This is a genomic window from Sporosarcina sp. SAFN-015, assembly GCF_059415085.1.
In genome coordinates, this window is record NZ_JBPFDR010000004.1 from 102,703 (window position 1) to 114,232 (window position 11,530).

Sequence of the window (11,530 nt, forward strand, 5' to 3'; positions counted from 1 at the left end):
CGAAATGGAACGATAAAAAGTTTCAGTAAACAATGAAAAATTTCCGGAAACCTATTAACGAAGGCTTCCGGAAATGATTTATGGCGTATAATCTACACCTTCTGTATAATTATTCCCTGCGTTCCATAATAGATACTCGTCGATTCCATTCTCTTTCAGTGCTTTAATTTGTGCTTCTACTTCTTTTTTGCCGTAGCGAAGATAGTTCCCTTTCCCGAGCCAAGGTGCGCTGAAATCCTGAAGCCAAGGACGTGAAACCGGTGGGCTTTCCAGGGCTCCCAGCTTGGCGTTCTCTACTTTCGCATATTCGGTCACAAGTCGATATGGTTCGAGGTCGGGTTTGGAAATGCCAAAATACGACGTCCAGTGACTTGGATAAATCATTGACGAGATGACATCTACATTCTCGGAAATCTTCGAGAAGTTTTGTCCGATTCCAGGCGCTTCAGGCAAAGTAGCGGAATAGCCGAAAATATCAACGGATACGTCCACGTCATATGGCTTCAGTTGTTCTCGTGCATATGCCACAAAATCCGTAACTGCCTCAACTCTGCGCTGAACCGGATCAAGATCCGACTCTGCGTAGTCATCCATTGAGTATTTCAATGTCTCATGCCGTTTTTCGAATCCTTCCGGAAAACGAACATAATCGAACTGAATTTCTTTGAATCCCATTTTTGCGGCTTCAATCGCTATATCAACATTGTGATCCCAAACTTCTTTCATGAATGGATTGACGAATGACTCGCCTCTCCCATTTTTCCAAACTTCATTTCCATCCATGAATGACAGTTCTGGCCGTTGCTCCGCAAGCACGCTATCCTTAAATACTACGACCCTCGCAATTGGATAAACCTTTTGCTCCTCAAGCGTCTCTAACATTTTACGTGGATCTTTTATGTACGGCTTTCCAATATCCAGTTTAAATAAAGGCGAATCCTCTTGAGGCTTATACGTTAAGTTGCCGAAATCATCTTTAATATCGATAACCATTGCATTTAAATCCGTCGAGTCGATTAGTTTTAACAATCTATCGAATCGGGAACCCCCTGCCGAATGTCCCGTCACGTAAATTCCTCTTACTGCATCCGGGTACTCAAATACAAGTCCGGAATCATAACGAAATAATTTTGAGCTTGATACAATTCCACTATCTATCGTTTCAAATCCATATGTACGTTCAGCGAATTCAAAATCCGTATTCGCCTCGTCAGCTTGCACTGCAATCGGCATGGCAACTGCGCTTGCAAGCATCACAGAGGTCATCCATTTTATTTTTTTCATACGACACTTCCTCTCTCTCAATTATTCTATCAAAGCAAAAATACAATGAATAGGGAAAGTAATCTATTCCCTGGATATCGAGTCGAAAAACCTATTTTTTTGTCAGATTCCGCATATAGACCTAGTTCTTACATCAATTTTTTATAGTTGCTTTATTTCAAATGTCGTATTATACTTTTGACAACTATTATGAAAAGCGAAGACGGAAAGAGTATTCTTGTTATGGCATTGAAGAGAGCCTGTGGTTGGTGCGACCAGGTATGGCGAACAAGAGGAATTGGGTTCCTGAGCTTGATTGGCGAAAAAGGATTGCTTCTCCAGTAGCCATTCACGTCCCCCCGCGTTAAGGGGTTTGAGTGGCCTGCACGCAGGCTAATTCGGGTGGTACCACGGTTGATACACATCAGTCGTCCCTTTTTAGGGATGTCTGGTGTTTTTTTATTTTCAGAGGAGGAATATTGGATGAAAACTATTTTTTCGGGTGTTCAGCCCACAGGAACAGTAACATTAGGGAACTATATCGGTGCATTTAAACAATTTACAGAACTTCAGCATGAATACGACTGCCGTTTCTGCATCGTCGACCAGCACGCCATTACAGTACAGCAAGATCCTGATGAATTGGCAAAAACAATCCGCTCGCTTGCTGCAATCTATATCGCCAGCGGAATCGATCCGGAGAAATCTTTGCTGTTCATTCAATCTGAAGTGCCAGCGCACGCCCAAGCAGGCTGGATGATGCAATGCATTTCCTATATCGGCGAGCTTGAGCGCATGACTCAATTCAAAGATAAATCCGAGGGGAAAGAAGGCGTCTCTGCAGCGCTTCTCACATACCCGCCACTAATGGCCGCAGATATCCTTATTTACAATTCAGACATCGTGCCAGTCGGAGAAGACCAAAAGCAGCACGTTGAATTGACAAGAGACTTGGCGGAACGTTTCAATAAACGATACGGCGAGGTGTTAACCATCCCGGAAGTACGCATACCGAAAAATGGAGCCCGCATTAAATCATTGCAAGATCCATTAAAGAAAATGAGCAAATCGGATCCAAACAAAAAAGGAACGATTACGCTATTGGACACACCGAAGGAAATCGAAAAGAAAATCAAGAGTGCTGTGACGGACTCTGACGGCTTCGTAAAATTTGATGTTGAAAACAAGCCTGGGGTGTCCAACTTGCTGACAATTGAATCGGCATTAAGTGGCATCTCAATTACCGACCTCGAATCGAAGTACGAAGGACTCGGCTATGGAGCGTTTAAAGCTGGCGTCGCTGAAGCAGTTATCGGGCATCTTACACCATTCCAAGAGCGCTATGGAGAGCTTCTCAATTCCTCGGAGCTTGATGGACATCTTGACAGGGGAGCAGAAAAAGCAAATGAGATTGCATCTGCTACTCTCAAAAAAATGGAGTCCGCGATGGGGCTTGGAAGAAGACGGTAATCGCTAATAGAATGACCGCCATGACAAAAAGCGTGAAATCGGGCGTTTGGATAATGAACAGCAAAATCCGTTGCCAACTATATCCAAGCGAAAGATAATTGAAATAGAATATCATATGTGTGACAGTAACGACTATAAGTCCGTAGCTGATGAGGAAGAGGAAGATACGCATCATATACATCGCCCTTTTTCTTTTCTTCCAGTGTATGAAAGAAAGCTCCCCTTTAAGAATCAAAAGGGGAGCTTTCAGCCTGTTGGCAAACGCTCGCATCCGTTGTTGCTCGTCTCGCTCGTCCGCTCATGAACTTTAGTTCTATTCGCGTCTTCGCTCGACTTCGCGCCTAGGCTGGCAAGCGTTTTCAATCAGGCTGAAGAAACTCCTGACCATTACTACTTGCCTAAAATTATATTTTCTTGAAAACGAGTGATGCGTTATGTCCACCGAAACCGAGAGAGTTGCTCATCGCATATTCGATGTCCGCTTTTCTTGCTTGATTAACGACATAGTCGAGGTCGCATTCAGGATCTTCATTCACATAATTCGTTGTCGGAGGAAGAATCCCTTCTTGCAATGCCTTTACCGTAAAGATTGCTTCCAGTCCGCCTGCAGCGCCGAGCAAATGTCCAGTCATCGATTTCGTTGAGCTCATTGCAAGCTTATACGCATGTTCACCGAAAACCGTCTTCGCAGCAATCGTTTCGAACAAGTCGTTATACGGTGTGCTCGTACCGTGGGCATTAATGTAATCGATTTTATCTGGGCTAATCTCTGCCTCGTCAAGAGCTTGACGCATTGCACGTGCAGCACCCTCTCCTTCAGGGGCAGGTGCTGTAATATGATGCGCATCGCCTGTTGAGCCGTATCCTACGATTTCCGCGTAGATTTTGGCACCGCGCTTCACTGCATGCTCATACTCCTCAAGAATAAGGATGCCCGCGCCTTCCCCGATGACAAAGCCGTCCCGCTCTTTATCGAATGGACGTGAAGCTGTTGCGGGATCAGGGTTTAGGGATAATGCTGTGTTGGAGCAGAAGCCTGCCACCGCCATCGTTGTAATTGGTGCTTCCGCGCCTCCTGTAATCATGACGTCTGCATCACCGCGTTTAATTACTTCGAATGCATCTCCGATTGAGTTCGTTCCGGATGCGCATGCTGTCACTGTACATGAGTTGATGCCCTTCGCACCGAAATGAATCGATACTTGACCTGATGCCATATCAGGAATCATCATTGGAACGAAGAATGGGCTGACACGACGGTATCCTTTTTCAAGGAATGTCTTGAATTGCTGCTCATGCGTTTCCATGCCGCCGATGCCTGAACCGATCCAGACGCCGGTGCGCAATGCTGTCTCTTCATCCAATTCGAGGTCTGCATCTTTCATTGCCATGATGGACGCAGCCAATGCGTAATGTGTAAAACGGTCCATCTTCCGCGCATCTTTTCGAGAAATGTATTCTTCGATATCAAAATCTTTCACTTCTGCCGCTACTTTTACCGGAAATTGTTCACTATCCAGTCTTGTAAGAGGTCCGATTCCAGATTTTCCGTTCAATACCGCTTCCCATGATTCTTCTGCGGAATTTCCTACTGGAGAAACTGCTCCAACTCCTGTAACGACTACACGACGTTTTTCCATTATTGAAAACTCCCCTTCATTTTTACAATTCATAATTAGTTATATCGCTTCGTTTATTATATAGTAATCCTATTTTATTTTCCCCATTTTATACATAGGGCGCCCCATGTGAGTCCGCCGCCGAAGCCGACTAGGACGATAACGTCATCATCTTTGACGCGGCCTTCCTGCAAATCATCGAATAACGAGATTGGAATCGATGCAGCTGACGTGTTTCCGTATTTATGGACGGATTTGGACATTCTTTCAATAGGAAGTCCGAGCCTTTCACGAGATGCTTCCATAATGCGGATATTCGCTTGGTGCGGAATTAAGTAATCGACGTCATCTGTCGTCAGACCAGCCTTTTTCGTTACATTTACAGCTGATTCGCCCATTTGACGGACCGCAAATTTAAATACTTCACGCCCATTCATATGGATATATTTATCTTGGTATAAATGCTTGCCTCCCGTACCATCCGCTCCTAATTCGAAGGAAAGGATTCCCCGGCCTTCGCTTACTTTTCCAACAACCGCAGCACCTGCACCGTCTCCGAAAAGGACTGCTGTATTGCGGTCTTCCCAATCCGTAATTTTTGATAGTTTCTCTACACCTACGACGAGGACATGTTTATACGTTCCCGCTTCAACGAAATGTTTAGCCATGACAACGCCGTACATGAAGCCCGCACAAGCCGCAGATACATCCATCGCTGCCGCATTTTTCGCACCTAGTCGCTCTTGGATCATCGTTGCGACGGATGGGAATGGACGGTCTGGCGTCACAGTTGCTACGATGATCATTTCGATATCTTCCGGATGGAGACCTGAATTTTCAATAGCGTCCACTGCTGCGTTATACGCCATGTCGGATGTATCGGTATTGTCATCTGCAATGCGTCTTTCTTCAATACCTGTGCGCGTGCGGATCCATTCATCTGTCGTATCGATACGCTGTTCAAGATCATGGTTTGTCACAACTTGCGTAGGAACAAATTTCCCTACACCGATCAACCCTGCATTCATATTACATACCCCGTTCCTTATCATCTAATATTAGTACCTGGTATTAATTATAGAAGATAACACATCGTTTTTCAATATGTCGACACGATTTCGCCAAAGAAAATCTAGATTGCATATAATTTTGTTTATTGATTGGTGGTGCTATGGTATGATGAACGAGGAAATAGTTACAATGAGGTGAATTTGATGAAATATATCATTACATTTGTTTGGTCTTTTCTACTTGTAACGATGTTGAACTACGTAGCCGGTTCAATCGCCGGAATCGCATCTTTCGACTTCATGGGCGGAGTCATCGCTTCGGTCATCTTGTCAGTTATCGTACTAGGCGTAACTGCTGTCATTCCTGACGAGCAAGTCGCAGATTATTGATTCATCTGTAAAGCCGTTCACTTAATTGTGGATGGTTTTTTTATTTGTTCTAAGTCCATTGCATGTGGAAGTTGATATTTTAAGCGCGGTAGTCGTAACTTTGGGCGTGGAAAACGTCGCTTTAGGCGCAGAACAGGTCACTTTGGACGCGGAACACGCCATTTTGGACGCGGAACACGCCACTTTGGACGCGGAACATGCCGCTTTGGACGCGGAACACGCCATTTTGGACGCGGAACACGCCACTTTGGACGCGGAACACGCCACTTTGGACGCAGAACAGGTCACTTTGGACGCGGAACACGCCACTTTGGACGCGGAACACGACACTTTGGACGCGGAACACGCCACTTTGGACGCGAGAGACGCTTCTTTGGGCGCGAGAAGCAAAGAAGCCTTGGTAGCCGATGTTAAATCGGTGACCAAGGCTTTCTTTATTGTTTATCAATCTTCAATTTCCCGTCTTCCATCGTCAACACCAATTTCTGGCCATCTTTCAAATCACCTTTAATGATTTCCTTCGCGACGACTGTTTCGACGTGGCGTTGAATGAATCGTTTCAACGGTCTTGCACCAAACTCCGCGTCCGTGCCTTCCTTGACAATCCAGTCTAGTACATCATCGTTATACTCCAAGTCGATCTCTTGTTCATCGAGCCGTCTAACAAGATCCTCGAGCATTTTACGTGCAATCAAACGGAACGAGTCGCCTGATAACGAATGGAAGATGATAATATCATCCATCCGGTTCAAAAGCTCCGGTTTGAAGTGGCGGCGCAACTCCGCCATGACCAGATCCTCTGCGGCATGCTCATCCGAATCAAACTGGCCTTGCAGCAAGTATGCCGAGCCGATATTGGACGTCATAATGACGACAGTATTTGTGAAATTGACGAGACGTCCTTGGCTGTCCGTAATCCGACCGTCATCTAATATTTGCAGCAAAATATTAGATACATCTGGATGCGCTTTCTCGATTTCATCAAGAAGTACGACCGAGTACGGATTGCGTCGTACCGCTTCCGTCAACTGTCCGCCCTCTTCGTAGCCGACATAACCTGGAGGCGCTCCGACGAGGCGAGATACACTGTGCTTCTCCATATATTCGGACATATCGATTCTTATGAAATGATCTTCCGAATCGAACAGCGTTGCTGCCAGCGTTTTCGCAAGCTCCGTCTTCCCTACCCCGGTAGGACCAAGGAACAGGAAGGATCCGATTGGCTTATTCGGGTCTTTTATGCCTGCACGTGCACGCCAAACCGCTTCAGTAACGAGCTGCACGGCATCGTCTTGACCAATAACTCTCTCTTCTAATGTTTCGCGGAGACGCAGCAACTTCTCCCGTTCCCCTTCAACGAGCTTCGTGACCGGAATTCCCGTCCAGCGGGCCACGATCATTGCAATTTCGTCCTCAGTCACTTCTTCGCGGAGCAAACGGCTGTCTGAACTATTCGCAAGCGGCGCTTCCAATTCCTGAAGTTGTTTTTCAAGCTCTGGAATTTTGCCGTATTGGAGTTCTGCGGCTTTATTTAAATCAAAACGATTTTGCGCATCTTCCAACTCACGGCGGTACCGATCAAGATCTTCCCGTTTCGCTTGAATATTACGCAAAGCCTCTTTCTCTTTGTTCCACTGTTCCCGCATACCGGCAGAAGAATCTTTCAGCTCTTGCAGCTCGGTGCGCAATGCTTCGAGACGGTTTTGACTGATTGCATCCTTTTCTTTCCGCAACGCTTGCTCCTCGATTTCGAGCTGCATGATCCGTCGTGTGACCGAATCAAGTTCCTGCGGCATTGAATCGATTTCCGTCCGGATCATCGCGCTCGCTTCATCCATCAAATCAATCGCTTTGTCCGGCATGAACCGTTCCGTCAAATAGCGGTCAGATAATGTCGCAGCCGCAACTAAAGCACGGTCATGGATGCGAACGCCGTGATGCAGTTCAAAACGTTCTTTCAAGCCACGTAGGATTGAAATCGTATCTTCAACGGAAGGTTCGCGCACCATAACTTGCTGGAAGCGGCGCTCCAGTGCCGGATCTTTCTCAATATACATTCGGTATTCGTCGAGCGTCGTCGCCCCGATGCAATACAGCTCTCCGCGCGCAAGCATCGGTTTCAACATATTACCGGCATCCATCGCGCCTTCCGTCTTGCCTGCCCCGACAATCGTATGAATTTCATCGATGAAAAGGATGATTTCTCCATTACTTTCCTTCACTTGCTTTAAAACGCCTTTCAACCGCTCCTCGAATTCCCCTCGGTATTTGGCGCCGGCGATAAGCGAGCTCATATCCAATTCGAAAATCTGCTTATCCTTAAGCCCTTCCGGCACATCACCTTTGACGATCCGTTGGGCAAGCCCTTCGACAATCGCGGTTTTACCGACACCAGGCTCCCCGATCAGTACGGGATTGTTTTTCGTTTTTCTTGATAAAATCCGAATGACATTCCGAATTTCTTCATCTCGTCCGATGACTGGATCCATTTTGCCGTTTTTCACATCTTCAACGAGATTTCGGCCAAATTGTTCAAGTGGTGTACGTTGGTCTTCTTGTACGCCATCCATTCTCATATACAATCACCTCATTGTTTGACTTTGACTATCTTTGATTAATTAAAATTATATGCTTTTCCTTCCTATAAGTAAAGCAAACTGCCTACTTTTTTCCTCTACCCTTCCTAAAAAGCGTTAAACAAAAAAGGCCGTCTGACAATAAGTCAAACAACCTTTTTTTATGGTTTATTAACGCACGCCAAGCGCCATTTTCGCATAGCGTGACATATTATCTCTCGACCATGGCGGATTCCAAACAATGTTGACATCCACGTCTTTCACTTCAGGCAACTCTTGCAGTTCCTGTTTGATGTTGGCGACGATTTGAGGTCCCATCGGACAACCGAGTGATGTCAATGTCATTGTTACTTTGGCAGTACCTTCTTCGTCCAGTTCTGCATCATAGACAAGTCCCAAGTTGACGATATCAATACCGAGCTCGGGATCGATCACATTTTCCAAGGCACCCATCAAGCTGCCTTTCATATCATCATTCATTGAAATTCCCCTTTCCGAATCTGTTCTGCCTTCATCATAGCAAGGATGGCTTATTCATTCAAATAAGATGCGAACCAATCGACCGACCGAAGCATGCCAGATCTTGAAACGGCGTGCCCTGCTATTGGATCTTTTATAAATTCAAATCGCTCAGGTTCATTTTCATAATCCTTCTTCGCCGCGTTGAAGAAATTAAATGTCGGTTCAAACGGAACGGTCGTATCGTTTTGCCCGTGCCAGAAGAAAACGGGACGATTGTTGAGCTTTTGCTTTTGTTTCGTCAAATCGAAAATAGCGAGTGTATCAAGCAGCGCTTTCCGTTCTTCGTCGGTAATTGGCAATTTGAAACCGCGACGCTCAAATTGAGACATTTGTGCTTTAGCAAGCTCTACATATCCTGGTGCTCCCATCATGACGGTCGCTACGTCAATCCATGGATACGCAGTCAAGCAGCCAAGCGTAGTAATTCCGCCCATAGAAGTGCCGCCCATGCCGATTTTTGATACGCCTCTCTCCCTCAACTCTTTATATAGCACATCCATTTCTTCAATCGATGTGAGGACGATTTCCCAAAAACGCAAGCTCAATTGGACTTCATCCAAACCTTCATCCCGTGAACCATGCAAATGGGCATCGGGCAACAGGACGCGGTATCCTTTCTTTGCGATATTATATGCGTAATGCAAGTTATGCTCTTTGGCACTCGTAAAGCCGTGTAGGAAGATGACGGTTGGTATATTGCTATTTTCCATTGTTTCATCCACAATATGCAGTAATGGTATATTGCTCCAATTTTCCTCTTTGACAATCATTCGAACACCTTCTGTACTTTTTCTAAATCGTATCAAAGTTTTACTAGAAAAACAAAAAGGACGGTTTTCCGCTGGAATGTTTTGACTTGCCAAGATAGATAACGATAAACTGGACAGTATAATAACAAGCTGTATTAGCTCGTTGAATCACTGAATGAATTGGGTATAGAACAAAGAAACTTTCCAAAGGGGGCGGAATTATGAAGCCGCATTTGATTGTCCTCGACTTGGACGGGACATTGTTAACAGACGAGAAAGTGATTTCGGAGGAAACTGCCAATACATTAAAGCGTGCGGAAGAACAAGGCCACCAAGTAATGATTGCGACTGGAAGGCCATATCGTGCAAGCTCGATTTACTACCGCGAGCTTGGCTTAACTACACCGATCGTCAACTTTAATGGAGCGTTCGTACATAATCCGACCGACCGCTCATGGAAAACGGTCCATGAAACGATTGCTCTTCCCGTCGTCAATGATGTTGTCGAAGCGATGCAGGATTTCCGATTCCATAATATCATTGCGGAAGTGATGGACGATGTATACTTGCAATATCACGATGAAAAGCTTTTGGATATCCTCAGCTTCGGAGCTCCTGTCATCAAACAAGGCGATATACGGGAATCCTTGCAAGTCGAACCTACGAGCTTGCTTATTCAAGCGGATCCAACGAATGTCGATACGATCCGAAGGCATTTGGCGGAAGTCCACGCAGAAGCGATCGACCATAGACGATGGGGTGCTCCATTTGATGTCATCGAAATTGTACGCCACGGGTTGAATAAGGCAGTCGGCATATCGCATGTCGCTAAATATCTAGGAATCCCGCGCGAGCGTATTATCGCTTTTGGCGATGAAGATAATGATCTTGAAATGATCGATTACGCAGGTGTCGGCGTCGCAATGGGCAACGGAATAGACAGACTGAAATCCATTGCTGACGAAGTGACGTTGACGAATAACGAAGATGGAATTGCCGAAGTACTGAAAGAACGGTTATTATTAACAAACAAAATATAAAAAGAATGTGAGGGGACTTTACAATGAGAATTTTTGCTGACAGTGGTTCAGATTTGCCGAAATCATTTTTTGACGAAAACGATGTTACGCTTATCCCATTACGCGTGTTAATCGATGACAAGGAAGGCGATGATGTCCTTGAGATTGATTCCAAGGAAGTATATAGTGCCATCCGTAGTGGAAAGCATCCAAAAACATCACAAGCATCGCCCGAACTGTTCCTTTCCACTTGGAAGGAACTTGCCGCATCAGGAGAAGACGGTCTGTACATCGCTTTTTCGTCCGAGCTATCAGGCACGTACAACACAGCAATCATGATGAAGGACCAAGTCAAAGAAGGAAATCCGGGCATGAATCTCGTCATCATCGATTCACGCTGTGCTTCTCTAGGACATGGTCTTCTTGTGAAGGAAGCAGTCCGTCTACGGGATGCAGGCGATGATGTAAGGACAATTGAACGTAAAATCCGTGACATGGCCGCCCATATGGAGCACCTGTTCACAGTGGACGATCTCGATTACTTGGCGAAAGGCGGACGCGTATCAAAGGCGAGCGCTTTCATCGGCGGCCTCTTGAACATTAAACCGCTCCTTCATGTCGAAGGCGGAAAGCTCGTCCCGATCGAAAAACATCGTGGCCGAAAAAAAGTGCTTCGCCGCATCATTGAGCTGATGGAAGAACGGGGAGCCGAATTTTCAAAACAGACAATTGCCATCAGTCACGGGGATGACGAAAGCACAGCTCTTGAAATGAAAGCACTTATTGAAGAGAAATTACAGCCGAAAAATGTCGAAATCCATATGATTGGGTCAGCTATCGGATCCCATTCCGGACCTGGCACGATTGCAATTTTCTTTTTGAATAAGGTCAATCAATAATATACGTTCCATC

12 protein-coding genes and 1 other annotated feature are annotated in these 11,530 nt (G+C 45.6%); of the genes, 5 read left to right on the forward strand and 7 right to left on the reverse strand.

Annotation, left to right across the window (positions count from 1 at the left end; genetic code table 11):
• Positions 1–78: 78 nt before the first annotated feature.
• Entirely contained in the window at positions 79–1,284 is a 1,206-nt protein-coding gene (locus tag ACR65H_RS08685; RefSeq protein ID WP_440499776.1) for a putative glycoside hydrolase, read from the reverse strand.
• A 190-nt stretch (positions 1,285–1,474) separates the two neighbouring features.
• Positions 1,475–1,702, forward strand: a binding site (T-box leader).
• A 44-nt stretch (positions 1,703–1,746) separates the two neighbouring features.
• Between ACR65H_RS08685 and trpS the strand changes: the two genes are divergently transcribed.
• Positions 1,747–2,733 carry a tryptophan--tRNA ligase gene (gene trpS / locus ACR65H_RS08690; RefSeq protein WP_440499777.1) on the forward strand — a complete coding sequence of 329 codons (987 nt, stop codon included), beginning with the start codon at positions 1,747–1,749 and terminating at the stop codon, positions 2,731–2,733.
• Here the strand turns inward: trpS and ACR65H_RS08695 are convergent.
• From ACR65H_RS08695 to ACR65H_RS08705, 3 genes are all read right to left on the reverse strand, one after another.
• Complete coding sequence (locus tag ACR65H_RS08695; RefSeq protein ID WP_440499778.1) at positions 2,690–2,908, reverse strand: YuzI family membrane protein; 219 nt, start codon at positions 2,906–2,908, stop codon at positions 2,690–2,692. The genes trpS and ACR65H_RS08695 overlap by 44 nt on opposite strands.
• A gap of 229 nt (positions 2,909–3,137) precedes the next feature.
• Positions 3,138–4,373 carry a beta-ketoacyl-ACP synthase II gene (gene fabF, locus ACR65H_RS08700; protein WP_440499779.1) on the reverse strand — a complete coding sequence of 412 codons (1,236 nt, stop codon included), beginning with the start codon at positions 4,371–4,373 and terminating at the stop codon, positions 3,138–3,140.
• 74 nt (positions 4,374–4,447) lie between these two features.
• A complete protein-coding gene (locus tag ACR65H_RS08705) occupies positions 4,448–5,380 on the reverse strand; it encodes a beta-ketoacyl-ACP synthase III (protein ID WP_440499780.1) in 933 nt (310 codons plus the stop codon).
• Positions 5,381–5,566: 186 nt separating this feature from the next.
• Between ACR65H_RS08705 and ACR65H_RS08710 the strand changes: the two genes are divergently transcribed.
• Together ACR65H_RS08710 and ACR65H_RS08715 are read left to right on the forward strand one after the other, a co-directional pair.
• Positions 5,567–5,752, forward strand: coding sequence for a DUF2929 family protein (locus ACR65H_RS08710; protein ID WP_440499781.1), 186 nt, complete (start codon positions 5,567–5,569; stop codon positions 5,750–5,752).
• 31 nt (positions 5,753–5,783) lie between these two features.
• The gene (locus ACR65H_RS08715) at positions 5,784–6,263 is read left to right on the forward strand and encodes a hypothetical protein (protein ID WP_440499782.1); all 480 of its coding nucleotides are present in this window, start codon (positions 5,784–5,786) and stop codon (positions 6,261–6,263) included.
• Here the strand turns inward: ACR65H_RS08715 and ACR65H_RS08720 are convergent.
• The 3 genes from ACR65H_RS08720 to ACR65H_RS08730 all read right to left on the reverse strand — a co-directional run bounded on the left by ACR65H_RS08720 (position 6,187) and on the right by ACR65H_RS08730 (position 9,620).
• Complete coding sequence (locus ACR65H_RS08720) at positions 6,187–8,328, reverse strand: ATP-dependent Clp protease ATP-binding subunit (protein ID WP_440499783.1); 2,142 nt, start codon at positions 8,326–8,328, stop codon at positions 6,187–6,189. The genes ACR65H_RS08715 and ACR65H_RS08720 overlap by 77 nt on opposite strands.
• A 171-nt stretch (positions 8,329–8,499) precedes the next feature.
• Positions 8,500–8,808 (reverse strand): metal-sulfur cluster assembly factor, encoded by a 309-nt coding sequence (locus ACR65H_RS08725; protein ID WP_440499784.1) that lies wholly within the window; start codon positions 8,806–8,808, stop codon positions 8,500–8,502.
• Positions 8,809–8,858: 50 nt separating this feature from the next.
• Positions 8,859–9,620 (reverse strand): prolyl oligopeptidase family serine peptidase, encoded by a 762-nt coding sequence (locus ACR65H_RS08730; RefSeq protein WP_440499785.1) that lies wholly within the window; start codon positions 9,618–9,620, stop codon positions 8,859–8,861.
• A 200-nt stretch (positions 9,621–9,820) separates the two neighbouring features.
• Between ACR65H_RS08730 and ACR65H_RS08735 the strand changes: the two genes are divergently transcribed.
• Positions 9,821–10,639 (forward strand): Cof-type HAD-IIB family hydrolase, encoded by an 819-nt coding sequence (locus ACR65H_RS08735; RefSeq protein WP_440499786.1) that lies wholly within the window; start codon positions 9,821–9,823, stop codon positions 10,637–10,639.
• A 23-nt stretch (positions 10,640–10,662) separates the two neighbouring features.
• Positions 10,663–11,517 (forward strand): DegV family protein, encoded by an 855-nt coding sequence (locus ACR65H_RS08740; protein WP_440499787.1) that lies wholly within the window; start codon positions 10,663–10,665, stop codon positions 11,515–11,517.
• The last annotated feature ends 13 nt before the right edge of the window (positions 11,518–11,530 follow it).

Excerpts from the sequence above, each read along its gene's own strand:
- ACR65H_RS08685 (WP_440499776.1), bottom strand. The coding sequence starts at position 1,284 with ATGAAAAAAATAAAATGGATGACCTCTGTGATGCTTGCAAGCGCAGTT.
- trpS (WP_440499777.1), top strand. The coding sequence starts at position 1,747 with ATGAAAACTATTTTTTCGGGTGTTCAGCCCACAGGAACAGTAACATTA.
- ACR65H_RS08695 (WP_440499778.1), bottom strand. The coding sequence starts at position 2,908 with ATGATGCGTATCTTCCTCTTCCTCATCAGCTACGGACTTATAGTCGTT.
- fabF (WP_440499779.1), bottom strand. The coding sequence starts at position 4,373 with ATGGAAAAACGTCGTGTAGTCGTTACAGGAGTTGGAGCAGTTTCTCCA.
- ACR65H_RS08705 (WP_440499780.1), bottom strand. The coding sequence starts at position 5,380 with ATGAATGCAGGGTTGATCGGTGTAGGGAAATTTGTTCCTACGCAAGTT.
- ACR65H_RS08710 (WP_440499781.1), top strand. The coding sequence starts at position 5,567 with ATGAAATATATCATTACATTTGTTTGGTCTTTTCTACTTGTAACGATG.
- ACR65H_RS08715 (WP_440499782.1), top strand. The coding sequence starts at position 5,784 with ATGGTTTTTTTATTTGTTCTAAGTCCATTGCATGTGGAAGTTGATATT.
- ACR65H_RS08720 (WP_440499783.1), bottom strand. The coding sequence starts at position 8,328 with ATGAGAATGGATGGCGTACAAGAAGACCAACGTACACCACTTGAACAA.
- ACR65H_RS08725 (WP_440499784.1), bottom strand. The coding sequence starts at position 8,808 with ATGAATGATGATATGAAAGGCAGCTTGATGGGTGCCTTGGAAAATGTG.
- ACR65H_RS08730 (WP_440499785.1), bottom strand. The coding sequence starts at position 9,620 with ATGATTGTCAAAGAGGAAAATTGGAGCAATATACCATTACTGCATATT.
- ACR65H_RS08735 (WP_440499786.1), top strand. The coding sequence starts at position 9,821 with ATGAAGCCGCATTTGATTGTCCTCGACTTGGACGGGACATTGTTAACA.
- ACR65H_RS08740 (WP_440499787.1), top strand. The coding sequence starts at position 10,663 with ATGAGAATTTTTGCTGACAGTGGTTCAGATTTGCCGAAATCATTTTTT.